General features: G+C 63.1%; 25 protein-coding genes. 16 read left to right on the forward strand and 9 right to left on the reverse strand.

Annotated elements, in window-relative coordinates:
• Window positions 1-3 precede the first annotated feature (3 nt).
• The 8 genes from DQG19_RS07135 (at window position 4) to DQG19_RS07170 (ending at window position 7253) form a co-directional block, all read left to right on the forward strand.
• Window positions 4-390 (forward strand): hypothetical protein, encoded by a 387-nt coding sequence (locus tag DQG19_RS07135; protein WP_116125552.1) that lies wholly within the window; start codon window positions 4-6, stop codon window positions 388-390.
• Window positions 391-480: 90 nt separating this feature from the next.
• A complete protein-coding gene (locus DQG19_RS07140) occupies window positions 481-2859 on the forward strand; it encodes a TonB-dependent receptor (protein WP_116125553.1) in 2379 nt (792 codons plus the stop codon).
• A complete protein-coding gene (locus DQG19_RS07145; RefSeq protein WP_116125554.1) occupies window positions 2856-3743 on the forward strand; it encodes a DUF4249 family protein in 888 nt (295 codons plus the stop codon). Before DQG19_RS07140 ends, DQG19_RS07145 begins: the two co-directional genes overlap by 4 nt.
• Before the next feature lie 89 nt (window positions 3744-3832).
• Window positions 3833-4417: an RNA polymerase sigma factor gene (locus tag DQG19_RS07150; protein ID WP_232826454.1), complete on the forward strand. Its 585-nt coding sequence runs from the start codon at window positions 3833-3835 to the stop codon at window positions 4415-4417.
• A 5-nt stretch (window positions 4418-4422) separates the two neighbouring features.
• Window positions 4423-4710: a hypothetical protein gene (locus tag DQG19_RS07155; RefSeq protein WP_116125556.1), complete on the forward strand. Its 288-nt coding sequence runs from the start codon at window positions 4423-4425 to the stop codon at window positions 4708-4710.
• Between the two features lie 8 nt (window positions 4711-4718).
• Window positions 4719-5567 (forward strand): mechanosensitive ion channel family protein, encoded by an 849-nt coding sequence (locus tag DQG19_RS07160; protein WP_116125557.1) that lies wholly within the window; start codon window positions 4719-4721, stop codon window positions 5565-5567.
• A gap of 59 nt (window positions 5568-5626) precedes the next feature.
• Entirely contained in the window at window positions 5627-6643 is a 1017-nt protein-coding gene (locus DQG19_RS07165) for a DUF3078 domain-containing protein (protein WP_116125558.1), read from the forward strand.
• A gap of 4 nt (window positions 6644-6647) precedes the next feature.
• Window positions 6648-7253, forward strand: a complete 606-nt coding sequence (locus DQG19_RS07170) for a uracil-DNA glycosylase family protein (protein WP_116125559.1) — start codon at window positions 6648-6650, stop codon at window positions 7251-7253.
• Here DQG19_RS07170 and DQG19_RS07175 read toward each other — a convergent pair.
• Both DQG19_RS07175 and DQG19_RS07180 read right to left on the reverse strand, forming a co-directional pair.
• On the reverse strand, window positions 7250-7942 hold the full coding sequence (locus DQG19_RS07175; RefSeq protein ID WP_116125560.1) for an SDR family NAD(P)-dependent oxidoreductase: 693 nt from the start codon (window positions 7940-7942) through the stop codon (window positions 7250-7252). The two genes, DQG19_RS07170 and DQG19_RS07175, sit on opposite strands and share 4 nt — an antisense overlap.
• Window positions 7943-8023: 81 nt before the next feature.
• On the reverse strand, window positions 8024-8296 hold the full coding sequence (locus DQG19_RS07180) for an HU family DNA-binding protein (protein WP_116125561.1): 273 nt from the start codon (window positions 8294-8296) through the stop codon (window positions 8024-8026).
• A 125-nt stretch (window positions 8297-8421) separates the two neighbouring features.
• Between DQG19_RS07180 and DQG19_RS20825 the strand changes: the two genes are divergently transcribed.
• Window positions 8422-8589, forward strand: a complete 168-nt coding sequence (locus DQG19_RS20825) for a hypothetical protein (protein ID WP_157974375.1) — start codon at window positions 8422-8424, stop codon at window positions 8587-8589.
• Here DQG19_RS20825 and DQG19_RS07185 read toward each other — a convergent pair.
• Genes DQG19_RS07185 through DQG19_RS07200 form a run of 4 tightly spaced genes read right to left on the reverse strand, consistent with a single transcriptional unit; the run spans window position 8586 to window position 14982 of the window.
• Entirely contained in the window at window positions 8586-9575 is a 990-nt protein-coding gene (locus DQG19_RS07185; protein WP_116125562.1) for a glycosyltransferase family 2 protein, read from the reverse strand. The two genes, DQG19_RS20825 and DQG19_RS07185, sit on opposite strands and share 4 nt — an antisense overlap.
• 58 nt (window positions 9576-9633) lie before the next feature.
• Window positions 9634-11163: a hypothetical protein gene (locus DQG19_RS07190; protein WP_116125563.1), complete on the reverse strand. Its 1530-nt coding sequence runs from the start codon at window positions 11161-11163 to the stop codon at window positions 9634-9636.
• A gap of 10 nt (window positions 11164-11173) precedes the next feature.
• Window positions 11174-12283, reverse strand: coding sequence for a DUF4249 family protein (locus DQG19_RS07195; protein ID WP_116125564.1), 1110 nt, complete (start codon window positions 12281-12283; stop codon window positions 11174-11176).
• Entirely contained in the window at window positions 12280-14982 is a 2703-nt protein-coding gene (locus DQG19_RS07200) for a TonB-dependent receptor (protein WP_157974376.1), read from the reverse strand. The genes DQG19_RS07195 and DQG19_RS07200 overlap by 4 nt, the downstream gene beginning before the upstream one ends.
• Window positions 14983-15163: 181 nt before the next feature.
• Between DQG19_RS07200 and DQG19_RS07205 the strand changes: the two genes are divergently transcribed.
• Entirely contained in the window at window positions 15164-17314 is a 2151-nt protein-coding gene (locus DQG19_RS07205) for a carboxy terminal-processing peptidase (RefSeq protein WP_116125566.1), read from the forward strand.
• A 69-nt stretch (window positions 17315-17383) separates the two neighbouring features.
• Here DQG19_RS07205 and hisS read toward each other — a convergent pair whose 3' ends face one another.
• Window positions 17384-18733 carry a histidine--tRNA ligase gene (gene hisS / locus DQG19_RS07210; RefSeq protein WP_116125567.1) on the reverse strand — a complete coding sequence of 450 codons (1350 nt, stop codon included), beginning with the start codon at window positions 18731-18733 and terminating at the stop codon, window positions 17384-17386.
• Window positions 18734-18794: 61 nt separating this feature from the next.
• A complete protein-coding gene (locus DQG19_RS07215; protein WP_116125568.1) occupies window positions 18795-19946 on the reverse strand; it encodes a tetratricopeptide repeat protein in 1152 nt (383 codons plus the stop codon).
• A gap of 75 nt (window positions 19947-20021) precedes the next feature.
• Between DQG19_RS07215 and DQG19_RS07220 the strand changes: the two genes are divergently transcribed.
• From DQG19_RS07220 to DQG19_RS07235, 4 genes are all read left to right on the forward strand, one after another.
• Window positions 20022-20213: a CsbD family protein gene (locus DQG19_RS07220; RefSeq protein ID WP_116125569.1), complete on the forward strand. Its 192-nt coding sequence runs from the start codon at window positions 20022-20024 to the stop codon at window positions 20211-20213.
• 265 nt (window positions 20214-20478) lie between these two features.
• Entirely contained in the window at window positions 20479-21342 is an 864-nt protein-coding gene (locus tag DQG19_RS07225; RefSeq protein WP_116125570.1) for a transketolase, read from the forward strand.
• 65 nt (window positions 21343-21407) lie between these two features.
• Window positions 21408-22367 carry a transketolase family protein gene (locus tag DQG19_RS07230; RefSeq protein ID WP_116125571.1) on the forward strand — a complete coding sequence of 320 codons (960 nt, stop codon included), beginning with the start codon at window positions 21408-21410 and terminating at the stop codon, window positions 22365-22367.
• A gap of 88 nt (window positions 22368-22455) precedes the next feature.
• Window positions 22456-23043 (forward strand): GNAT family N-acetyltransferase, encoded by a 588-nt coding sequence (locus DQG19_RS07235; RefSeq protein ID WP_116125572.1) that lies wholly within the window; start codon window positions 22456-22458, stop codon window positions 23041-23043.
• Here the strand turns inward: DQG19_RS07235 and DQG19_RS07240 are convergent.
• Window positions 23040-23522, reverse strand: coding sequence for a hypothetical protein (locus tag DQG19_RS07240; RefSeq protein WP_116125573.1), 483 nt, complete (start codon window positions 23520-23522; stop codon window positions 23040-23042). The two genes, DQG19_RS07235 and DQG19_RS07240, sit on opposite strands and share 4 nt — an antisense overlap.
• A gap of 133 nt (window positions 23523-23655) precedes the next feature.
• On the opposite strand from DQG19_RS07240, the gene DQG19_RS07245 reads away from it, so the two are divergent.
• A complete protein-coding gene (locus DQG19_RS07245) occupies window positions 23656-24528 on the forward strand; it encodes a pirin family protein (protein WP_116125574.1) in 873 nt (290 codons plus the stop codon).
• Window positions 24529-25005: 477 nt separating this feature from the next.
• Entirely contained in the window at window positions 25006-25812 is an 807-nt protein-coding gene (locus tag DQG19_RS07250; protein ID WP_116125575.1) for a ParA family protein, read from the forward strand.
• Window positions 25813-25815: the final 3 nt, after the last annotated feature.

Genomic DNA, 25815 nt, shown 5'->3' on the forward strand with positions numbered 1-25815 from the left:
GCCATGAAAGTCAACGTCCAGGAAAAACCCCGCCTCCAGAACGGTCGCCACGTAGTGACCATCACCGAAATTTCCGAGGGAAAGAGCGAATACAAGGGCATTCCCTTCTTCGCCGCCCGCATGGAAACCGACGAGGGCTTCGTCGAGCAGCGCTTCTACGACAGCGAGCCCAGCCAGCCCATCCTCGCCGAGCTGATGCGCGCCGTGGAAATGGAGGGCGAGACCCTCGACACCGAAAAGCTGGTCGGCAAGCAGCTGAGCGTGGAGGTCCACGAGCGCAGCTACCCCGACCCCGACACCGGCCAGGAAAAGACCATCACCGAGGCCGGCCACTTCCAGCAGGTCGGCGAGGCCGATACCAGTGAGCAGCCGAAGGGCAAGCAGAAATAGGTCCGCCCTCCGTCGAAAGACGGCGGACGCCGGTCGGAATAGTGCGAAGTGGGTTAACCCTTCGCACTATTCTTCGTTAATGCAGGAGCTATGAAGCACCCCCTACTCGCCTGCCTGTTATTCGTTTTTTCCTTACCGCTGCTGGCGCAGGAAAATGTCACTTTGAGCGGCTACGTCCGCGACGCCTCCGACGGAGAAACCCTCATCGGGGCCACCGTCTCCCTGCAGGGGACCGGCAAGGGTACCGTCACCAACGATTACGGCTTCTATTCCCTCACTGTCGCGCCGGGCGACTACACCGTGGTCGTCAGCTACCTGGGCTACAAGAACCAGCGAACGCAGGTGGAACTGTACGGCAACCTGACGCGTGACTTCGCCCTCGGCGAGGCGGGCAGCGTACTCGAGGAGGTGGTGGTGACGGCCATCCAGGAAGACGACAACGTGAGCGACGTACAGATGAGCGTGGAGCGGCTCGACATGGGCACCATCGAGAAGCTGCCCAGCCTGCTCGGGGAGGTCGACGTCATCCGCAGCATCCAGCTGTTGCCCGGCGTCACGACCGTGGGGGAGGGCGCGGCCGGCTTCAACGTACGGGGCGGCAGCATTGACCAAAACCTGGTGATCCTGGACGAAGCGCCCGTTTTCAACAGCAGCCACCTGTTCGGCTTCTTTTCGGTCTTCAACCCGGACGCCGTGAAGGGTGTCAAACTTTACAAGGGGGGCATCCCCGCCCGCTACGGTGGCCGCCTCTCCTCGATCCTCGACGTGCGCATGAAGGAGGGCAACAACCAGCAGTTCGAGATGCAGGGGGGCATCGGCACCATCTTCAGCCGGCTGAGCGTGGAGGCCCCGCTGGTGAAGGACAAATCCTCCTTTCTCCTGGCCGGCCGCCGCAGCTACATCGATGTGCTGGCCGCGCCCTTTCTCGACGACAACCTCTCCGGTACCCGCCTCAACTTCTACGACCTGACGCTGAAGACCAACTACCGCTTCAGCGACAAGGATCAGGTCTTTCTGTCGGGCTACCTCGGCCGCGACGTATTCAGTCCCGGCGACGCCGCCGGCTTCAGCTGGGGTAACGCTACGGGCACCCTGCGCTGGAACCACCTCTTCTCCGATAAGCTCTTCTCCAACCTGACCGTCTACTACAGCGACTACGACTACGCGATCGACTTCGGCGACGAGCCGGATCAGGACGCCTTCAACTGGGACGCCAGCATCGTAAATACCAGCATCAAGCCGGAATTCTCCTACTTCATCAACCCCGATAACGTACTCCGCTTCGGCGGACAGGCCATCTACTACCGCTTCGAGCCGGCCAACGCCATCGCCGTCAGCGGCGGGGAAGAGATCGACATCAGCCTCAGTCGGCAGTGGGCGCTGGAGTCCAGCGTATTCCTCGAGAACGAAGTGACGCTGTTCGACCGCCTGAAGCTCAACTACGGCCTGCGCCTCAGCCACTTCGCCTACCTGGGCGGGCGCAACCTCTACGAATTCGGCGCGGCACCCCGCCCGGGCCTGGCCCGCCCGCTCACCGGCATCGAGGCCACCGAGCGCAACGAGGTGATCGACGACTGGCTCTACCTTGAACCCCGTGCCGCGGCCCAGTACAGCCTGGGCGGCAGCCGCTCCCTCAAGCTCAGCTACCAGCGTACGGTGCAGTACATCCACCTGCTCAGCAATACGACGGCCTCCATCCCCCTCGATATCTGGACGCCCAGCACCAACAACATCGAGCCCCAGCTGGCCGACCAGGTGGCGCTCGGCTACTTCCAGAACCTGCGCGACAACACTTACGAGCTCAGCCTGGAGACTTACTACAAGGACTTCCGGAACCTCATCGACTACATCGACGGCGCCGACCTCATCCTCAACGAGTTCGTGGAGGGGCAGATCCTGGCCGGCGACGGCCGCGCCTACGGACTGGAGGTGCAACTCAAGAAAACGAAGGGACGCGCCTCCGGCTGGCTCAGCTACACCCTGGCGCGCTCGGAGCGGCTGGTGCCCGGCATCAACAACGATGCGTGGTATCCCACCCGCTTCGACCAGACGCACAACTTCAACCTGACGGCCTTCTACGAACTGTCGGACCGCGTGAGCCTGAGCGGCACCTTCGTCTACAATACCGGCACCCCCACCACTCTGCCCAACAGCGGCTACTACCAGCTGGGCTACTACGTGCCCTACAACGCCGGTGACGCACGTAACAATTTCCGCATCCCGGACTACCACCGGCTCGACGTCAGCCTGACCCTCGACCCTAAAAAGGAAAAGGCCGACCGCCGCTGGCGGGGGCAGTGGATCTTCGGGGTGTACAACCTGTACGCCCGCCGCAATCCGTTCACCATCTACGCCGATCAGGTGGAAGGGCGCACCCTGCCCGGGCAGGCCATCAATACGGAGGCCATCAAGCTCTCTGTGGTGGGCAGCATCATCCCCTCGGTTTCCTACAACTTCACCTTCAAATGATCCGCTCCCTCTGTTTGCTGCTGCTGGCCGTCTGCCTGTGGAACTGTGAGGACACCGTCCTCCTGGATACCGACTTCGACGAGCCGGAACTCGTCGTCGATGCCTGGCTCACTAACCGCTCCGAACCGCAAACCATCCGGCTCACGGAAACCCAGTCCTACTACGCCAACCGGCAGCCGACGACCGTCGACAATGCCGAAGTGACGGTCTGCCGCATTTCCCCCGACCAGCGGTGCTTCACCTTCGAGCGGCAGGACAGCGGCCGCTACGTCTGGACGCCCGCCCCCGGAGATTCGCTCGGTACGGTCGGTGACGCCTTCGTCCTCGGCATCGAGCACGCCGGCCTGCAGTACGGCAGCCAGACCGCCATCAGGCGGGTACCGGAGATCGACTCCATCGCCGTCCGCTTCGAGGAGGAGCAGCTCGGCCTCGACGCGGGACTGTACGCCCAGTTGTACGCCCGCGATTTCGTGGGTACCGGGGATGCCTACCTCATCCGCACCACCATCAACGACACCCTGCTCAACCGGCCGGGCGAGCTGTCGCTGGTCTACGACGCCACCTTCGACGTGGGCAGTGCGGCCGACGGCATCGTATTCATTTTTCCCATCCGGTTCAGCATCAACAAGACGGACGACGACGGCGGTGTGGTTGCCCTGCAGCCCGGCGACGATATCCAGGTTGACCTCTGGTCGCTGAGCCCCCAGGCCTTCTTCTTCCTCAGCGTAGCCCGCGACCAGATCCAGAACGGCTCGAACGGCATTTTCCAGATCCCGGTGGCTAATTCTCCGGGCAACGTGCTTCGGTTGGATACGGAGAAGCCGGTGCCCGGCGTCTTCAACGTAGCCGCCGTCAGCCGCCGGGCGCGCACGGTCACGGAGTAGCGCGGACGCCCCGTTTGTGACGGCGGCAGTACTTTACCGTCTCACCCTGGACCGACCGTCAAACCGGCCGCCCTGTAGCTCTTTTTGCCATGACCGCCCCGCCTTACGGATGCGACTCGACAATGGAGGATATGGACATCGTGCAAGCGTACCGCGCCCACCAGCACGCTACCTGCTTCCAGATCCTGTACGACCGGTACGCAGGAAAGGTATACAGCAAGGCCCTGACGATGCTCCACAAGCAAAGCGAGGCCGAAGACGCTACCCAGGAGATCTTCACCAAGGTATTCCTGAGTCTCGGCCGGTTTGAGGGGCAGTCGAAGTTTTCCACCTGGGTCTATTCCATAACGTACAACCTGTGCATCGACAAGATCCGCAAGAGCAAGCGCAACCGCGACCTCTTCGCCACCGAACTCGACGACCCGCCCGACAAGGCGGAAGAAGTGCCCGACGAGGCGCTGCTCACGATGCAGGTCCACGAACTGCGGTACGTCCTCAGCCAGCTGACGGAGGGCGAGCGTACCCTGCTACTGATGAAGTACAAGGACGGCGTGAAGGTCAAAGCCATCGCCGACCTGCTGGGCAAAAACGAGTCGGCCGTTAAAATGCAGCTCAAACGCATCAAGGAAAAGGCCAAACGCATTCACGATAAACGCTTCGCTTCCCTAACTTAAGCCCCATGAACAGCTTCCTCGCGCTACGGGACCAGGACCTGGACGCCTTCACCGGCGAGCGCCGGCGGGCCGTGCGTAGCCGCGTGGAGCGCAACCTGCGCACGGCGGAATTCATCGGCAGCCTCGTGGAACTTTTCGGCCCGGTGGTGGGCAACACCCTCTCCGTGCTCGGCGGCGGCCAGGCTGCCTACGACGGCGAGCCCGTCCTGCGCACCCTCACGCAGGTAGACGACGATGATCCCTTTGGCAGTCCGCCCGCCGGTCCGACCGGTCCCGGTGAAATCGTTCGTTAATTAGCGGTATGGATTCAGCCCTCGAAATGCTCCGCCTGCAGATTTACCAGATGCTCACGATCATCCCCTCCCTGATCGTCGCCATCGTACTGCTCCTCATCGGGTACATCGCCGCGAAGGTGCTCTACCAGGTAGTCCGGCGATTAGTCGCGGCCGCAGGCCTGGATCGCCTTTCCGAACGCCTGCGGAGGACAGAACCCTTTCGCGGTACCCAGTGGAGCATCGTGCCCAGCCGGCTGCTCGCCGGTTTCGTGTATTACTTCGTGCTGATCGTCTTCACCATGGCGGCCGTACATGCCCTCGGCATGGATATGCTCTCGGCCCTTATCGCGGAACTCGTCGCTTACCTGCCCCACGCGATCGCTGCCCTGCTCATCCTGCTCGGCGGGCTCTTCCTGGCGGACTTCGTTCGGCGTATCGTAGTAGCTACCTGCCGCTCGCTCGGCATCACCGCGGAAAACCTGATCGGCAACGCCGTCTTCTACTTCATCCTGCTTAATATCATCCTCATCGCCCTGCGGCAGGCGGAGTTGCAGACCGAGTTCATGGAGAACAACGTGAGCATTTTGCTGGCGGGGCTCGCGGGTGCCTTTGCCATCGGGTACGGGCTGGCCTCCCGGCACATCATGAGTAACATCCTGGCCAGTTTCTACAACCGCAACCAGATCCGCGTGGGCGACGAGATCAGCATCGCCGGCAAGCGCGGAGAAGTAGTACAGCTCAACAACCTCAGCATTACCCTGCGGTCCGAGGACTCCGAATTCACGGTGCCCTTCAGTAAGCTCAGCAGCGAAGGCTTTGAAATGCACAGTCGCCGCGCCAGCGGCCCCGCCCTCCCGCCCCACCTGGGTAGGTAGCCGGAGGGGAGTGCGTATTATTGCCCCGCCGCGCCCGCCGGCCCCCCAATCGCACGCGTATGAAGTCCGTACCCTACCTGTTATTCTTTTTTTTCCTGACCACCGCCCTGTCCGCCCAGCAGGAAAAGAAGGAGATCCCCGAAGGCTGGCGCTTTGGCGCGGGCATCGGATTCGACATCACCCAGCTCCTGCAGATCAACCCCAAGCAGGGGGCCGGACAGAACCGCCTGGGCTTCGGCAGTGCCATAAACAGCTTCGCCAAGTACCGGCGGGGGCGACGCGACTGGGATAATACCCTGCTCTGGCAGTTCGGCCTCCAGCGGCTCGGCGCGGGCGTCATCGCGAACAACTTCGACAGGCCGATCCCCTTCCAGAAAACGGTAGACGAGCTGCGCCTGGGTAGCAAATACGGCTACCGCATCCGCGAGGGCGGCGAGCTTTACTATTCGGTCAATGCCACCTTTTTGAGTCAGTTCTTTCCGACGTACCAGTTCCCCGACATCTATTCCGGCAACTTCATCGCCGACTTTCCCGATACCGGCCGCAGCCCCCTGTCCAAGTTTCTCGCTCCCGCCACCGCTACTCTCGCCGTAGGTTTCGACTACCAGCCAAACGATAACGTCAGCCTGTTCCTTTCCCCGGTGAGCTCGAAGTTCATCATCGTGGCGAGCGACAGCATTGCCAGTCGCGGCGTACACGGTAATCCGGTAAGCGGCCAGCCCAACGACCTGGGGATCTACCCGGAATTCAAGAACGTGGACGCCCAGATCGGTGCCTCCTTCCAGGCGGCGTACGCCAACTCCTTCCTTACCGACGACCGCATCACCCTCACCTCCAAGCTCGGGCTGTACTCCAACTACCTCCGTAACCCCCAGAATGTAGACGTCGACTGGCAGAACAGCATCGCCTTCACGATCACCGAGAACCTGCAGCTCACCCTGTTCGCCAACCTTTTCTACGACGACGATATCCTGGTAAGAATAACCGACTACAACGCCCCGAACGGTACCGCCGGACTGGGCAAGCGCGTGAGCTTCACCGAGCAGTTGCTGATTACCTACGCACGGACTTTCTGAGCGGATGGCCGAACGCTTCACTCCCGCCTACGACCACCCCCTGCTCGACCGGGCCCGGGCCTGTACCGTCTGCGCCGCCCACCTCCCCCTGGGTCCCAACCCGATCTTTCGCATTCATCCCGACTGCCGGATCGCCCTCATCAGCCAGGCACCGGGCAGGCTGGCTCACCAGTCCAGCGTGGCCTGGGACGATCCCAGCGGCCGGCGCCTGCGCGACTGGCTGGGAGTCACCGAATCCGAGTTCTACGATTCCACCACCTTTGCCGTACTCCCGATCGGCCTCTGCTATCCGGGCAAGGGCAAGGGGGGCGACCTGCCCCCACGCCCCGAGTGCGCTCCGCTCTGGCAGCAGCCCCTCCTGGAATTGATGCCCAATCTGGAACTGAAGATTTTGATCGGCGCCTATTCCCAGGCCCACTACCTCGGGGCCCGGCGGGGAAAGAACCTTACACAGACCGTGAGGCAGTACCAGGATTACCTGCCGGAGTACTTCCCCATCCCCCACCCGAGCCCCCGCAACGGGATCTACCTGCGGCGTAACCCCTGGTTCGAGGAAGACAACATTCCCCACCTGCAGGCGCTGGTGGCCGATATCCGGCAGGGCGACTAGATCGACCCGAGGCCGCCGTCCATCCCGATAACCTGCCCGGTCACGAAGGCCGCGCGGTCGCTCAGCAGGAAGGTGGCCATGGCAGCTACCTCCTCCGGGGTGCCCACCCGCTGCAGGGGGTGCCGCTTTGCGGATGCCTCACGCTTGTCGTCGCTGCTGAGCAGCTTCTCGGCGAGGGGCGTATCCGTGAGCGAGGGGGCAATAGCGTTGACCCGCACGGCTGGTGCGTACTCGGCCGCGAGGCTTCGCGTCAGGCCTTCCACCCCTCCCTTAGCCGCGGCTACGGCGGCGTGGAAGGGCATTCCGCGCTGTACGGCCACCGTCGAAAAGAGCACCACCGAGGCCGTCGCCGCGCTGCGCTTCAGCGCCCGCTCGGCCGCCTGCAGACAGCGTACCGCCCCCACCACGTTGAGCTCGAAGGCGGTGCGGAAGGCCTCCGGCTTGAGGCTGCGGAAGGAACGCAGATCGATGTTGCCGGGGCAGTAGACCAGTCCGTCCAGGGTATCCGGCACGGCAGCCCCGAGGTCGGCGGCATCGTCGGTGACGTCCAGGGCGGTGAAGGTGACGGAAGCCGGGAGATCACGGGAGGAACGCGCCCAAACGTGTACCTGGTGGTCTTCGGTCAGGAGTTGGGTGACGAGGGCGCGGCCGATGCCGGAGGAGCCGCCGATGATGAGGTAGGTTGCCATAGGTGGGGGATTAAAATACGTCGACCCGACTGGCGGGGCCGGTCGGGTCGACGAGTAAAGCCGTGTCTTCCGGGAAAAACCCTAGTTGACCGACTCGCTGAGTTTTTTGCCAGGCTTGAACTTGACGACGTTCTTAGCGGCGATCTGAATGGTCTCGTTGGTGCGGGGGTTGCGACCCTCACGTGCCGGCCGGTTGTTGACCGAAAACGTACCGAAACCTACCAGGCTGACGCTATCCTCGCTCTTGAGCGCGTCTTCAATGCTGGCGAGGGTGGCGCTCAGGGCGCTTTCGGCTTGATCTTTGGTGAGTCCGGATTTGTCGGCGATGGCCGATACGAGTTCTCCTTTATTCATTGGAATGGGAATTTGGAATGTTAAAAAACGGCAACCCGGAGTCGCCGCCTGAATTTGGGTTCGTTAGGTAAATTAGGGCACGCATCGAGCGTGGCACCTTCGTTCCTAGTTAGCGGTACAAACGTATGAAAAAGCTCAGTGTTTATCCTGTTTTCCTTATTTTACTAGGGTTTGCGCTGCTTTTTTCCAGCGCCTGCAGCCGAAAATCCGGCTGTGGCGTCCTCGACAAGACCACCCAGACCAAAAAGGCGAAGCGCCTGGCCGGCAAGCGCGACCTCTTTGGCAACCGCTAGCGGGCCTGCCGCTCGGCCCTGACGGCCCCCTCCAGGGGCGTGGCGGCTACCGGCTCCCCTGACCGCGTTATCTCCCGGATCCGGTACGGACGCTTGCCCTGGCTTTCGTAATAGGTACGCATCAGCACCTCCACCACGATGCCCACCGTGATCAGCTGCACGCCCGCCAGGATAAGCATGGCGCCGAGGATCAGCAGGGGCTTGCCCCAGATGTCCTGCCCCAGCAGCTTCAGCAGCAGCAAGTACAGGTTGATGAGTGCTCCCGCCGCGAATAGCGCGAGTCCCGCCTGGGCAAACAGGTGCATGGGTTTGCGCAGGTATTTCTTGAGAAAGACCATCAGCAGCAGGTCGCTGACCACCTTGAAGGTGCGCCCGATCCCGTACTTGCTCTCACCGAACCGCCGCGCGTGGTGCTTCACCGGTACCTGCGTGATCCGCGCCCCATCCAGGCTGGCCAGTACGGAGATGAAGCGGTGCAGCTCACCGTAAATCCCTAACTCCTTGGCGGTATCCGCCCGGAATACCTTGAGGGCGCATCCGTAGTCGCGCAGGTGTACCCCGCTCAGGTTCCGGATGATCCAGTTGGCGATGCGGCTGGGCAGCTTGCGGTTTACGCGACCGTCCTGCCGGTTCACCCGCTCGCCCACCACTACGTCCCAGCCGCGGTCGCGCACCAGCTCGAGCATGGCCGGCAGGTCGGAGGGGTCGTTCTGCAGGTCGCCGTCCATCGTGGCGATGTACCGGCCGCGCGCCACGTCGATGCCCGCCATCAGGGCCAGGCTTTGTCCATAGTTCTGGCGCAGCTCCACGACTACCAGGCGCGGGTCCGGCAGGGACTGCAGAAGCTGGACGGATCCATCGGTACTCCCGTCGTCCACGTATACGATCTCGTACTCCATCCCGCGCAGGGCAGCGTGGAGCTGACCGATGAGCGGCTCGATGTTCTCGCGTTCATTAAGGATGGTAACTACGACGGATAGCTGCACGACGGGGACGTTGGCCGCACAAGGTACGATACCGGCGGCGCAGCCACCCCACTGCGGGTTACCGGCTGGTGGCCAGGGTGACGCCGAGCAAACCGCGGCGTACGCGACCGGCCGCGTCCCGGTGGGTGACGACTACGCGGTAGTTCCCCGCGTCATCCGTCGGCGGAAGGTCGATGACCATCCGCCCGCCGCCCGTGGTGCCGGTCTGCCAGAGCAGCAGCGGAGACAGGCGCGGCCGACCGTCCGCCGGTGCCGGGAAGGGCTGGGCAGTTTGTAAGCCCTGCAGGGTCAGCAGGTTTGCCGCGTCGTCGGCCGGCAGGTCGGTCACCGGCCGGATACGGTCGATCTGCACCACGCCCTGGCTACCCAGGGCCGGGAACAGCTCGCGCAGGTTGCGGTTACCGTAGTAGAAGGCCACGCGCTCCACCGTGGCGGGCGATAGCTTGGCCACGTAGTTGGCATCGCGCGTCAGGCGACCGTCCACGATGAACAACGGCGTCTCGGTGAAGAACCGCTGGGAGGGGGCGTTGTACAGCCGAGCCTCGTAGCCATCGCGGCGGTCGCGGTACCGCAGTTCGCCCGCTACTTCCCGAAAGAAGGTATACAGGTCCGGGAACGCCTTGTAGTTCTGCACGTCGTAGGCCTTGCTCGCCGTCAGGTCGCGCCGTTCCACGGGGGGCGGCAGCGCTTCCAGCGGCGTCTCTACGGTCTGGTACAGCTGGTAGATCTTGCGGCGGCGGTTGCTGAGGTCCAGATAGGCAAGTACTTCTTCCGTGAGGGGGGGCGACTCGTCCAGCGCGGGCAGCTCCGCCGCGTTCATCCGGGGCCGTGGCTGCTGGTCGGTAATGCTGATCACCTGTACCTCCCGCTCTCCCCGAAAATCTGGTAATTCCAGCAGGTAGCGGCCCTCGGCGTCCGACTTGCTGAAGTACGTCGCGAAGGTCGTATTGTCGAATACCGGCAGCAGACCTACCCGGACCGGAGCACCGCCTTCCGCCTCCGTCAGCACCCCTCCGTAAAAGAGCGTATCGACGTAGCCCTGCGCGCCCGTCACCGCCTCGCTCGCCAGCGTCGGATCATCTCCGCACACCGAGGCGTTATAGACCGCCACGCTGTAGGCTCCCGCCGGTGCGTCGGCTACGACGATTTGTCCACCGGTCAGTTCCAGGCCCAGGTCCCCGGTTGCCTCGTCCGCCCCGCCCCTGCGCGCCGCCGCCGCCTCCGCGGAGCGATCGGCCACGCTGTATACGGCGTGGCGGTACTGGCCGAGATCGGCCACCCCACCGTCGGCGGTCAGTGTCGTAAAGCCCAGTCGGTAATAGCCCGTCGGCAGGTCGTAGCCCCAGCGGTAGTGTCCGCTCACCGTACCGGCTTCGGCGCGGAGGAAAAAGTAGTCCCGCTCCCGCCCGTCGGGCCCGAATACCCCTACGCGCACCGTCGCCGGAGCCGGGGCGGGCAGGTACAGGCTGAACCAGGCCACTTCACCGCTGGCGTGGTAGGGCCGGTCGAGGTGCAGGGTCGACGCGCCGGTCTGGGCGGCCAGGGACGAGAGGGTAAGCAGCACCAGCAGGGGCAGGAAGAAGCGCATGGTAACGGGATTAGTAGGCCCAGAAGGTCGGTTGGTCGAGGCTCGCACCGAAGTACCGAAGGCAGTCGTCGCAAACGGTGGGCGGCGGCGGCGGGTTCATGGACTGGGGTAGCGGGCAGTAGTAGTTGGGACTGTCTGCCTCGGCCCGGGAAATCCCGACCCGGGCCGGGCGGGTGTTCGCCGTGTAAAAGAAGCCGAAAACGTTGGAGGTATTACCGTTCACGTCGATGACGTTCCCCACCACCGGACCCGGCGGGCTACCGAAAATGCTCTCTTCCTGGTCGGCGATCTGCTCGATCTGCTCGAAGTAGGTGAAGGCCTCCCGGCTGATGGCCAGCTGATTGGCGGTCGTGTAGTTACCCTCCGCGTAGGCGAAGTTCTTCGGGACCGTCAGCAGGGGATAGCCCGCGACCGACCCGCCCGCCACGTCGCGACCGTCCAGCAGCAGTACCTGGTTGTTGGCCCGCAGCTGATTGACGTAGCAGGTCGTGGAGATAAAGGAGGGCTGTCCGCTTTCGCTGCGGCTGTCGGTCAGTGCGAAATCCACCTCGATCTCGTACCGCAGTTGTGCGGGGCTCCCGTCGGCGTTAGAAGTTGGGGTGCTCAGTTCATACTGTACCGAGGGTATGACGACGGGCGTACCGGCCGGCGTCAGCCCGTCGACGTCCACGAAGGAGTACGTAAGTTCGGTAGGGGTCAGCGCTTCCTGCAGCACGTCGAATTCGGAAGCGTAAGCCTCGTCCGCCCCCTCCTCGATCAGTACCCGGTAACCGAGCCCTGGCCGGATGGCCATGTCGGGATTATTTAGCCCGATGGGTGACCGGTAGGCGCCGTCGCGGTAGGGCAGCGCCAGCTTCTGCCCCTCCGAGTTCTCCAGCGTCACGCGGGCGGTGACCACCCGCTCGGGCAGGTTGGAGCTGAACTGGAACAACCGCTCCAGGTTGATCTCCACGTTGGCATCGTCCGCGGTCACGAGCAACCGCCCGCGCAGCACGATGCCCTCGGGCAGGTCGTCGGCCTGTTTCAGGTCGATCTCGTCCACGCAGCCGAACAGCAGGAACGCCAGCAGCAGCAGGGCGGGCACGCGGGTGCAGCGTAAGTCGAATAGGGCGGGGCTCATCGGGTTTCAATATTGAGGGTGATGGCGGGGAAGACCGTACCGAGTACGGCCAGCCGGTTGGCTACGTTGGTTTGGTCGGGCGTCTGGGTATAGTACACGGAGAAGGCATTCTTGCGGGCGTAGACGTTATAGATCGACACGGTCCAGCTGGTCTGCAGCGTCTGCTTCTCGTTGTAGCTTTTGCCGAGGGTATAGGCCAGGTCCAGGCGGTGGTAGTCCGGGATCCGTACGCTGTTGCGGTCCGAATACACCGGCACGAGCAGTCCGTTGTCCACCCGGTAGTTGCCCACGGGGGCGGTGATGGGCCGGCCGGTGCCGTAGGTGAAGTTGGCCGTCAGGGTGTTCCGCTGGTTTGGGTTCCAGTTGAGGGTCAAAACCAGGTTGTGGGGCTTGTCGAAGTTGGAGGGATAGTAATTCCCGGCGTTGATGCCCGGCACGCGGCGCTCGGTGCGCGAGAGGGTGTAGCTCACCAGGCCGTTGATCTGCCCCACTTTCTTCTTGCCGCTGAGTTCGAGTCCGTACGCCCGGCCCTCACCGACGCGGATCTCCGTCTCCAGCTGAGGGTTGACGGTCACGTCGGCGAAGTCGCGGTAGTCCCACAGTTGATCGATCTCGCGGGCGTAGAGTTCCGCCCCCAGCTCCACGTTGTTATTATCGAGGTTGAGGAAGTAGCCCAGCGAGACGTTGTGCGAGAGGAAGGGCGGGATGTAGCCCGTGCTGAGCTGAAACTGGGAGTTCGGCGTCGGCGAGGCGCTGAGGTAGATCTGGTTGAGGTACTGCACCGTCCGCGAGTAACCCGCCCGCAGCGACCCCGTACGGCCGACGCGGTAGCGGGCGCTTAGGCGGGGCTGCAGGTGGCTGTAGTCCGCAATCGTTTCGCCCTCCCCGTACTCCACCGTGCCGGTTTCGTTGCCGAGGCGGGGGATGCCGTCCGTGTATTCGGTGACCGTCTGCGCACCCAGGAAGCGGTAGTTGGTGTAGCGCAGCCCCGCCCGGAATCCGAACCGCTCGGACACCCGCACATCGGCCTCGGCGAAGGCGCTGCTCTCAACGCCGGTTTCGTCGGACAGGGAGCGGGTCTGCACCACCGACTCCTCCCCCTGCGGCGTGCGCTCGCCGGGATTGACCACGTAACGGTCGATCTCCAGGCCGCCGGACAGCTGCACGTCATCCGATACCGCGTAGGTCAGGTGGGGCTTCACGATCAGGTAATTGACGCCGGTAGCCAGCACTTCTCCCGTCAGGGCACCGAGGTCGGTCTGTTCGCTGTCGTACTGGCTGTACGCTACCCCGATCCGCCCGTAAAAGCGATCGCTGAAGATGTGGTTGTACTCCCCCTGCCCGAGCAGCGTCCGGTAGCGGAAGCCGAAGGTATTGTTGTAGGTGAAGCGGTCCTCGGAGCCGTAGCCGGACAGGGAAAGGGTCCCCGCCTCCCCGATGCGCTGCGTCAGGCGGAGGTTACCGTCCACGAAGAAGGCGGAACTGTTCTTCACGTTGTCCTGGTTCGACAGGCCGAGTACCCAGCCGGTATAGCTGCTCCGCACCCCGGCGATGAAGCTGCTCTTGTTCTTGGCCAGCGGGCCCTCCAGCATCACCCGCCCCGTCACGGGCCCGATACCCGCCTTTACGCGCAAGTGGTCGAAGTTGCCGTCCCGCTGTTGCACGTCCAGGACCGAGGCCAGCCGCCCCCCGAAGCGGGCCGGCATGTTGGCCTTGTACAGGTCGACGCTCTTGAGCAGGTCGGCATTATAGGTGGAGAAGAAGCCGAGCGCGTGGCTGGAATTGAGCAGTACGCCGTAGTCCTGCAGCAGCAAGTTCTGGTCGATCTCGCCGCCCCGGACGTTGAATCCGGTCGCCCCCTCCCCGATGGTACTGACACCGGGATTGAGCAGGAGCGCCTTGACCACGTCGGTCTCTCCCATAAAGGTGGGGAGCTTCTCCAGCTGCCCCAGGTCGAGGCGCTGCACGCCGGCCTGTACGCGCCCTACGTTGACGTCGGCCGCCTGCTCGGTGACCACGACCTGCTGCAGGTCGGTGGCGGCGGCGTCAAGATTGATGTCGTAGGTACCGCTGCCGTTGAGCCGTATGTCCCGTTCCTGCCGGCCGTACCCTACGTAGCCGATCAGGAGGCGGTAGGCGCCTGGGGGCAGGTCGAGGGCGTAGTGCCCTTCGGCGTCGGTGGTGGTCGCGGTGGGGTTGTCCTCTACCTGGATGGTCGCACCGATGATGGGGTCCGCGCCGTCGGTGACCGTCCCGGTAAGGCGGGCCGCGCCGTCGGCGCCGAGGGTTTCAAAGCTGCCCACCGTCGCCGGCCCGCGGTCGGCCTCCGCGGCCTGCTCGGCGTCGATCTGCTCGGCCACCGCTGCATAGTAAGCGGCGTCGAATTCCGTACCGATCACCGTCTTCGGCCCGACAACGTATACATCTCGGTAGGGGACGAACGACAGATCGGTCCCCTCCAGCACGGCTTCCAGCGCCTCGCGGGGCGTCGCGTCGCTGAGGGAAAGCGATACGGTGCCCTCCGGCAACTGCTCCGCCTGCCAGAAGATGCGCACCCCGGCGGCGGTTTCGATCCGGCGGAACGCCTCGGCCCGCGAGAGGGGTCCGCTTTCCAGGCGAATGCCGGCGTCGGGGCTTTGTGCCGACAGGGGTCCCCCCAGAAACGCGATCAAAGAGAACAAATACAGCGAATATTTCATTTCCATCGGACGTTGGGGTGTCGTAAGACTTTACCCAATAAACGGAGAATTAATGTGGTGTTAAACCACCTCCCCCCGGGCCGGACGTTCAACCAGCGGCTTCCGCCAAACATTACTATAACTACCGTGGGGTCCCTCCGACAATTGAGAGGCTTATCCGGCGGTTTTTAAAAGAAAACCTATGAAAACGAGAGGCCCACTTCTTTTTTCCGCCCTGCTGCTGGTCTTCGCGCTACTTGCCGCTACCCTGCCGACCGACCGCGTCGACGTGCCGCCCGGCGATGCGCCCTCCGTCATTCTCCGCACCATGCTGGCCAACCTGGAAAACTACCATTACCAGCCGGTGGACATCGACGATGACTTCTCCGAGCGGGTGTACGACGAGTACCTGAATGACGTGGACGGAGCCCGGCTCTTCTTCACGCAGGAAGATATCGATGCGTTCTCCCAGTACCGCCATGCCATCGACGACCAGAGCAAGGCCGGTGAATTCACCTTTTACGACCTCGTTCAGGATCGCTGGATGGCCTCCCTCGATAAGACCCAGAAATGGTACGAGGAGATCCTTGCCCAGCCCTTCGACCTGGAAGCCCCCGGCACCTTCACCGACCGCGACGAAACGAGCCCCTGGCCCGCCGACGATGCCGAGCTGAAGCAGTACTGGCACGACTACATGAAGCGCGACGTTGTGCGCCAGCTGGCCGACAAGCGCGAGGAGATCGCCCAGGACACGACCGGTGAGGAGTTTCCCAGCCTCGACTCCCTGGAAACCGAATTCCGCGCCGACATCCTCGAGCGCTACCAGGACTGGTTCAAGCGCATGCGCGACATGAAGCCCAGCATCAAGCGCGGGCAGTACCTCAATTCGATGACCGCCGTTTTCGATCCCCACACCAGCTACTTCCGCCCGAAGGACAAGGAATCCTTCGACATCCAGTTCAGCGGTCGTCTGGAAGGCATCGGTGCCACCCTGCAAACCGATGACGAGTACACCAAGGTTACCTCCATCGTGGTCGGCGGACCGGCCTGGAAGGGCAAGGAACTCAAGGAAGGCGACGTAATCATGGGCGTCAAGCAGACTAAGGAAGAAATGGTCGACATCAAAGGAATGCCCCTCGAGGACGTAGTAGACAAGATCCGCGGTAAAAAAGGCACCGTCGTTAACCTGAAGGTGCGCAAGCCCGACGGGACCATCCAGAACGTCGCCATCGAACGCGACGTGATCATCATCGACGAGACCTACGCCAAGTCACTCATCATCGACGACGAGGAAGGCCAGGAAAAGATCGGCTACATCAACCTGCCCAGTTTCTACGCCGACTTCGAGAACGCCGACGGCAATGGCCGCTTCAGCGCGAAGGACGTCGAGCAGGAAATTCAGAAACTCAAGGAGCAAAACGTCGACGGTATCATCCTCGACCTCCGCAACAACGGTGGTGGATCGCTCCGCGACGTAGTCGACATGACCGGCTTCTTCATTCCCGAAGGCCCCGTCGTTCAGGTTGCCGGCCGCGGCTCCAATAAGGAAGTACTGAAGGACAAGGACCGCCGCGTCCAGTACGACGGCCCGCTGGTAGTCCTTGTCAACCAGTACTCCGCCTCCGCCAGCGAAATTCTCGCCGCCGCCCTCCAGGATTACGGCCGCGCCGTGATCGTGGGCAGTAACTCTACCTTCGGTAAGGGAACGGTACAGCGCTTCATCGACATGGACCGCACCATTGCCGGCCACAACGACGTGAAGCCGCTCGGAACCGTCAAGCTGACCATGCAGAAGTTCTACCGCATCAACGGTGGTTCCACCCAGCTGCGTGGCGTAGTGCCCGACGTGATCCTGCCCGACAGCCGCTCGCTGCTCGAAACCGGCGAGAAAGAACAGCATTCACCCCTCGCCTGGACGGAAATTGACCCCGCCGACTACAGCCAGGACGTATACCGGATCCGCCACATGGACTCGCTGCAGGCGCGCAGTGCCCGCCGCGTAGCCGCCAGTCCGACCTTCACCCGCATCGAGCAGAACGCCCAGCGCGTCAAGCGGCAACGGGACCGTGACAGCTACCCGCTCGCCCTCACCGAGTTCGAGACGCTGCAGCAGGCCGCCCGCACCGAGGCCGAGATGTACGAGGACCTCTTTGACGACGTGGTCAACCCCGGCGTCCTTAATCTGGAGGTCGATCTCGAACCCATCCTGGCCGACGAAAGCAAGTCCGCCCGCAACGACGACTTCAAGCAGAGCGTCAGCAAGGACGTCTATATTCGCGAAGCCGTCAACATCGTGGAGGACATGATCCGCCTCGAAGGAACCGGCGCCGAGAAAGTGGGATACCAGGAGTAGGTTAGCTTGTAGCAAATAGCATTTAGCTAGAAGGGGGTAGTCGCCATCAGTGCGGCTACCCCCTTCTAGCTACAAGCTACCCGCTTCAAGCTCACGAAGCGAACGAGTCGTCTGCTCCCCCGTAGCCATCTCCTTCACCGAGTACTGCATGCTGGCGGCTTCCCGCGAACCGATGATCACGACCCGGGGCGCGTTGCGCTGGTCGGCGTACTTCATCATTTTGCCCAGCTTGGCGGCTTCGGGGTACAGATCGGCGTTGCGGCCGGCCCGCCGGAGCTTGCCGAGGAGCTCAAAGCCGTGGATGAGGCTTTCGTCGTCGAGGCACAGCAGCAGGTAGTCCAGGTCCTTGCTGGCATCCTCCGGGAAGAGTTCCAGTTCTTCCAGCACGTCGTAAATACGTTCCGCCCCGAAGCTGACCCCTACGCCCGACAGGTCGCGCCCGCCGAAGATGCCCGTGAGGTCGGCGTAGCGTCCCCCACCGGCGATGCTGCCCATGCGGATATCCGGGTGCGCGTCGGTATCGACCGCCACTTCGTAGATACAGCCGGTGTAGTAGTCCAGCCCGCGGGCCAGGGTGACGTCGAACTCAAGCCGGTTGGTGAGGCCCCCTACCCGGTCGAAGACCGCCTGCAGTTCGGCAATGCCCCGGCGGCCTACCTCGCTGTCGGCGAGGAGGGGGGCCACCTTTTCCAGGCTCGTGACGCCCAGGAACTGCTTGATCGTGTCTACGGCTGCGGGATCTACCCCCCGGTCCAGCAACTCCTTTTCCACACCGGCTTCCCCGATCTTGTCGAGTTTGTCGATGGCAATGGTAATGTCCATCATGCGGTCGGCGTGACCGGCGATCTCGGCCAGACCGGCCAGGATCTTGCGGTTGTTCAGGCGGATGACGGTCTTCAGTCCCAGCGTAGCGAACACCTCGTCGAGCAGCTGCGTAAGCTCGGCTTCGTACAACAGGGAGTCGGAGCCGACCACGTCCGCGTCGCACTGGTAGAACTCGTTGTAGCGCCCCTTCTGCGGCCGGTCGGCCCGCCAGACCGGCGCGATGGCGTACCGCTTGAAGGGGAAGGCCAGGTCGTTCTGGTGCATCACCACGTAGCGGGCAAAGGGTACGGTAAGGTCGTAGCGCAATCCCCGCTTCGAGATCTGCGGCAGCACGGCGTCGCTCTGCTGGTCGGCGAGTTGTTGCGGGTCGGCCTTGCGCAGGAAGTCGCCGTTGTTGAGCACCTTGAAGAGCAGCCGGTCGCCTTCCTCCCCGTACTTGCCGGTGAGGGTACTGAGGTTCTCCATCACCGGCGTCTCGATGGGCTGGAAGCCGTAGCGGCGAAAGTGCCGGCGGATGACGTCAAAAATGTAGTCGCGCCGCCGCACTTCGTGGGGCAGAAAATCGCGGGTGCCTTTGGGGATGGACGGTTTCATGACCGCGAAGGTAGGGAAGTACGCAGTCTACGGGGAGCAACGGAAGCACGCCGGTACCCGGCTACAGGGCCCCGAGCAGTTCCCGGGCCCGGTCGGCGTAGGGATGATCCGCCTCCCCGGCAATGCCGCGCAGCAGGCCCGTGGCCCGCGCCCGGTCGCCGGCGGCAAGGAGCGCCAGCGCCCGGTACCAGGCGGCCGGGGCGGCGTAGGGGCCCGGATCCTCTACCCGCGCCAGCCATTCCCGCGCCCGGGTCGGATCCCCGAGCTCTAGGGCGGTGACGCCCAGGTAGAGGGGCGCGGCGGGGTAGGCATCGGCGGTGGGCAGCAACTCGTCGTAGGCGGTGCGGTAGTCGCCGCGGTCGTAGTAGTACAGGATGCGCTCCAGATCACGCTCCTCGCTGGTGGCGGGTGGTGTGGTCTCAAAAACATTCGGGTACGGATCGAAGAAATCGGCGTACAGCCCCTCCGGCGCCGCGTTGGCGTAGAAGGTATCGTACAACAGGTACAGCAGGACGCCCGTGAGCAGGCCCGCCACCACGATCGCCGGCGTCGGCAGGCCCAGCGTCCGGCGGCGACGGCGCGGGGATAGGCGCACATCAGCCGTTTCCGGCGCGGGCGCGGGTGCGGGGTCCTCTTCTTGCTCTGGCTCTTCCCGGCCTAGTGTTTCCATCAGATCCTGGCGGCCGGCCACCCGCAGGGCCGGGCGGTAAAGCAGCGCGCCGCCCGGTACGCTGGCCTCGAGGTCGTAGCGGCAGGCGTCGATCTGGTCGCTCAGCTCGTCGATCTCCCCCTCCCGGTCGAGGGCCCGGGCGATTGCGCCGGCCTCCATCTGGTGGTAGTCGGCCAGCAGCAGCAGGTCGCGGCAGTCGGCGTCCGCCTTCAGAGCCGCCAGAAGCTGCTGGCCGCGCGCGTCGAGGTGTACCGGCTCCGGCAGGTAGGCCAGGGGCTCGTCGCCGAGAGGAAATTCCTCGGCCACCGCATCGGCGGTCCCGCCGAAGTACCGTTCCGCTACCGTGGTAAGGTAGGGGTAGACGTCGCCCGCATAGGGCCGCTCCTCGCGGAGCCGCGCCTCGTACCAGCCGATCAGGGCCCGCCGGTAATTGAGCAGGGTATTGGCTTCGGGGTACCCCCGCTCTTCGGCCCAGTCGAGGTAATCGGACAGGTAGGTGCCGTAATGTTGCCGCAGCTCAGCCAGCAGTCGACCGTCTTGCATAAGGGAGGAGATTGCACGGGTTCGAACACCGCCGGGGCTGCTCCCGTTTGCACTGATACACCAAATCCAAGTATCATGAGTGCACAGGGAGATAAAATTCGCGGCGACTGGAACCAAGTTAAGGGCAAGGCCAAGCAAGAATACGGCCAGCTCACCGACGACGACCTGAAATACCAGGAAGGCAAGCACGACGAGTTCGTGGGCAACCTTCAGAAGAAGCTGGGCAAGACCAAGGATGAAGTGAAGAGCTGGATCGACAGCCTGTAGGCCCCCGGCTCCAGTCAGCCCATCAAGAAAAGCCGTCCGAACCGCCCTTCGGACGTGCTGCGTAGGCGGACCCTAACCGGTCCGCCTATTTCATTTTCCAATCCCCCCCGCACCCGCGCTCCGCCGCCCCACCCCACCGGGAAATCGGAAAACCGGACCAATGCGCGCCACCCCCGGGAAACAAAACCCGGGTCGATGCCTTACAACTACTTAAATTCGCGGCTTCCCCGCCGGCCCCGGCACCGCACAAAATCACACCCACTTTATGGCAGACATTAAAGAACTGAAGAAAATCGCCCAGCAGGTACGCCGCGACATCATCCGCGAAGTATACGGTTGTCAGAGCGGCCACCCCGGTGGTGCCCTGGGTAACGCCGACCTCCTCGTCGCCCTCTACTTCGAGGTAATGAAGCACGACCCCTCCTTCAACATGGAGGCCGAGGGGGAAGACGCCTTCTTCCTCTCCAACGGGCACATCTCGCCCGTCTTCTACAGCGTACTCGCACGCTCCGGCTACTTCCCCGTGGAGGAGCTCAAGACCTTCCGCGCCATCGATAGCCGCCTGCAGGGTCACCCCACCACCCACGAGGGACTACCCGGCGTACGCGTGGCCTCCGGCTCCCTGGGACAGGGCGTCAGCGTAGCCTGCGGCATGGCCCTGGCCAAGAAAATGAGCGGCGACGACCGCACGGTCTTCGTACTCACCGGCGACGGCGAGCAGCAGGAAGGACAGATCTGGGAAGCCGCCCTCTTCGCCCCCGACAAGAAGCTCGACAACCTCGTGCTCATCGTGGACGATAACGGACAACAGATCGACGGATCCACCAAGGACGTGATGTACATGGGCTCCTTCGCCGACAAGTACAAGGCCTTCGGCTGGGACGTGATGAAGATGAACGGCAACGATATGGAGGAAGTGGTCACCACCCTCAAGAAGTGCCAGACCAAACGCAACGGACAGCCTACCTGCATCGTGATGCAGACCGAAATGGGTATGGGCGTAGACTTCATGATGGGCTCCCACCACTGGCACGGCAAAGCCCCCAGTAAGGAGCAGGCCATCGACGCCCTTGGCCAGCTGGAGGAAACCCTAGGCGACTTCCCCGCCGAAGAGGAACTCGTACCCTAGCCCGCCCCGGCACCCCGGCCCGTCAGCGGCCCATTTTCATCAATCAACCAAGAATATTCTAGCGTATGCTAACCCTCGATAAACTGAAATCCACCGGCAAGAAAGCCACCCGTGACGGCTTCGGCGCCGGCCTAAAGGCCGCCGGCGACGCCAACGATAAGGTGGTCATGCTTACCGCCGACCTGCGCGGCTCCATGAAATCGGAAGACTTCATCACCACCTACCCCGACCGCTTCATCCAGTGTGGCATCTCCGAAGCCAACATGATGGGCGTAGCCGCAGGCCTGGCCACCGCGGGCAAGATCCCGATGACGACCACCTTCGCCAACTTCAGCACCGGCCGCGTCTACGACCAGATCCGCCAGTCCATCGCCTACAGCGACAAGAACGTCAAGATCTGCGCCAGCCACGCCGGCCTGACCCTCGGAGAAGACGGTGCCACCCACCAGATCCTGGAAGACATCGGCATGATGCGCATGCTCCCCGGCATGACCGTCATCAACCCCTGCGACTACAACCAGACCAAGGCCGCCGTACAGGCCATCGCGGAGTACGAAGGCCCGGTTTACCTGCGCTTCGGCCGGCCGAGCTGGCCCATCTTCATCCCCGAGGATACCAAATTCGAGATCGGCAAGGCCCTGCAACTCAGCGAGGGAACCGACGTGACGATCTTCGCTACCGGACACCTGGTCTGGAAAGCCGTCGAGGCCGCCCGCCAGCTGGAGGAGGAAGGCATCAGCGTCGAACTGATCAACATTCACACGATCAAGCCCCTCGACGAGGAGGCCGTCATCGCCAGTGCCAAGAAGACCGGCGCGGTAGTGACCTGTGAGGAGCACAACATGTACGGCGGACTTGGCAGTGCCATCGCCGAATGCCTCAGCAAGCACCAGCCGACCCGGCAGGAGTTCGTGGCTACGAAGGACACCTTCGGTGAATCCGGCGAAGCCGAAGAGCTGCTCGAGAAGTACGGCCTCGGCACCAAGGACGTGGTCGCTGCCGCCAAGCGACTGCTCGGTAAGTAGACCTACCCGGTCGTGACCGACGAAAAGGATTGGAGGGGCCTCGCGCCGCTTCAATCCTTTTTTATTTTACACCACCAACTCAGAAATCATGCCCGACAAACCACTGAAGGTCACCCTGGCCAATAAAGATTACCAACTTAAGCAGATCCTCGAACTGCAACAGGCCAACGTACTCGAGCACGTCGACGCGGACACCGCAAGCTCCCAGGGTTTCGTAACGGCAACCCACGACCTGCCCCTGCTCAAGAAAATGACGGCCGCAGCCTCCTCCGTGGTTGCCCAGCGGGACCGTAAGGTGCTAGGCTACTGTCTGGCTATGACGCGCGATTTCTCCCGTGACGTGGCCGTCCTCACCGCCCTCATCGCCCGGCAGGACAACCTCAAGCACCGCGGCAAGCCCCTCGGAGAGAGCGGCTACCTGATCATGGGGCAACTCTGCGTGGCCAAGGAAGCCCGCGGACAAAAGCTGGCCGACCGGATGTACAAGTACCTGCGCGGCTGCTACCACCCCCGCTTCCCCTACTGCGTAACGGCCATCGACGAGCGAAATACCCGCTCGCTGCACGTCCACCGACGCATCGGTTTCGAGGAGCTGGACCGCTTCAGCAGCCCGGACGGCCGCAACTGGGTGCTCGTGATCTGGAACTGGCGCGACGGGTTGGAGGAGTACGCCTAGCGGACCGCATCGCCGGTCGGAGCCGCGGCGAGTTCCGCCCCCTCGACGTAGGGCACCCCGGGGAGCAGGTTGATCGCGTCGGCCTGGGGCACGTGGAGGTGTACGTAGAAGTCACTGTTCAGATCCACGACGATCATCTGGTGGCCCAAGTAAACGACCTTGGCCCGATCGATGGTCTGGGGAAACTCGATGTCGCCAACCGCGTCGAAGCTGAACGTACGCTCGTACTTGCGGTGGTCGAAGGTAAAGGTCAGGCTCTCCGTACCATCCGCCTCCTCGTGCACCTCTACATCCCGTACCTCACCCACGGCGGCAAAGCCCCGGTCGGCTACCGTAGCCGCGGCGGGGAGCCCCTCGTTGTATTCCTCAACCAGGGTTTCCGCGTCGACGCCGGTGACGGGCAAGTCGTCGTCTTCGCAGGAGGCCAGGAGGAGACAGGCGCCCAGCAGGGCGGGAAGGTACAGGGGGGGAAAGCGCATCGTTGGTTGTGTTGGTAGTGTTCGACGTGAAAGCTCCCGGAAACTACGGCTTTATCGCCGATTTGTCAAGGGCTGTCCCCAGGCAACCGCGGGCGGGTACGGGTGTTACTGATGTAGATACAATAATTCAGTCATGCGCCACCGCACCGTTGCCCGCGTTCTTCCCGCACACGCCCTGAATATGGGTGCCTTCGCGGTCCACCAGCCCCTCCCCACCCAGCGGGTGGACCAGATCGATCCCTTTCTCCTGTTGCACCACTTCGGTCCCTTCCCGGTGGAGGCCGGCGGGCGCGACCCCCTGGACCTTGGGCCCCACCCGCACCGCGGCTTCGAGCCGGTGACCTTCCTGTACCAGGGGGGAATGCGCCACCGCGACAGCCGGGGCAATACGGGGCACCTCCGGGCCGGCGACGTGCAGTGGATGACGGCCGGCATGGGCATCATCCACAGCGAACGGGCCAGTAGAGAATTTATGGAGACGGGGGGAACGATGGAGGGTATCCAGTTGTGGGTGAACCTGAGCCCCGCCAACAAGATGGTCCAGCCCCGCTACCAGGACCTGAAGGCGGCTTCCATCCCAACGGTCGAGCTGCCCGGGGGAGGCGTACTCCGCCTCGTGGCGGGAGCGTACGGCGGGGTCGCGGGTGCGGCGCAGACCCACGAATCCGTACTTGCCTGGCAACTGGAGCTGCCGGCCGGGGTTGCCACGGACCTTGCTATCCCCAAAACCTATAACGCTGCCGCCTACCTGCTGGACGGCGGGGTAGCCACCCAATCGGGGCTGCCGCAGGACGCCCGTACCCTGCTTGAGTTCCGCCACGACGGCGATACCATCCACCTGGAAAACACCGGGGGCGAAGCCGCCCGCGTGCTCGTCCTGGGCGGCCAGCCCATCGGCGCCCCGGTCGTGAGCCACGGCCCCTACGTCATGAACAACCAGACGGAGATCATGCAGGCGATGCGGGACTACGGGATGGGAAAGATGGGCTTCTACGTAGAGGAGTGAGCTTGGGGGAGCGGCCCAGGTATTCGTCGCTGCGCGATTTAGGAAGGTTAACCACTGAGGCTTCGCTTCACAGAGGTGACACAGCCTAGAGAAGGGGTGTACGGGTGGGCCGTTGGCCCGCCAATAATCTGCGCAATCCTATTGTTCTGCGGGAAGTTGCCGGAGGCAGCAGCGAAGCTACTCTGTGCACATCTGTGCCGGAGCGCAGCGAGAGCTGTGCTAGCCCACCAAAAGTTTTGGGTTAAATATCAGACACCCAATGCTGTCAAAGGATGATACCGCTCCGCCTGCTAGAACCCACGGACCAGCCTGTCCAGAGCAAGCGAAGCGAGTATGCCCAGAGCGTATCCACCTCCGGGTTCCCGCAAAACCCGGCACCCGCGCCCCGCCGCCCACCAACCCGAACTCCGACAACCCGTAACCCGACCATCAACCCAACAACTTTCCGTACCTTGCGGCCCACACCAAGCACCTTGCATGGCAACTGTATTAAGCTTACTGAACCACAAAGGCGGCGTCGGAAAAACCACCAGCGCCATCAACATCGGAGCCGGACTAGTCGAATTAGGAAAACGGGTACTGCTCGTGGACCTCGATCCGCAGGCTAACCTGAGCCTGAGCCTTGGTATCCCCCGCCAGCCGGTCACCATCTACGAGAGTATGATGGGCGAGTCGGACCTGGTCCCCTTCGAGATCAAGCCGAACTTCCACGTGATCACCTCCAGCCTCGACCTATCGAGCGCCGAGATGGAACTCGTGAACGAGGCCGGCCGGGAGTTCATCCTGCGCGAGCTCTTCGCCAACGTTGACGAGGACTACGACTTCATCATCATCGATTGCCCGCCGAGCCTTGGCCTGCTCACGCTTAACGCGCTGACCAGCAGCCAGCAGGTGATCATCCCGCTACAGACCGAGTTCCTCGCCATGCAGGGACTGGCCAAGATCAAGCAGGTCATTCAGAAGGTGAAGCTGCGCCTCAACAAGGAACTGCACATCAGCGGCGTACTTGCCACCATGTACGACCAGCGCAAAGTGCTGAACCGCGACGTAGTGGAAACGATAAAAAAGTACTTCGGCCCGCTGCTCTTCGAAACTTACATTCGGGATAACGTTTCTCTTGCGGAGGCCCCGGCCAACCGGCAGGACATTTTTACCTACAGCCGGTCGAGCCACGGCGCCAAGGATTACCTCAAAGTTTGTAAGGAAATCCTCGCACGGACGGAGAACCCCATCCAGAACCGCCCGCGCAAACAAGACCAACCCGCCACGACCCCCGTCAAGTAACCA

This window comes from Lewinella sp. IMCC34183, from assembly GCF_003390915.1.
Classification (GTDB): Bacteria; Bacteroidota; Bacteroidia; order Chitinophagales; family Saprospiraceae; genus Neolewinella.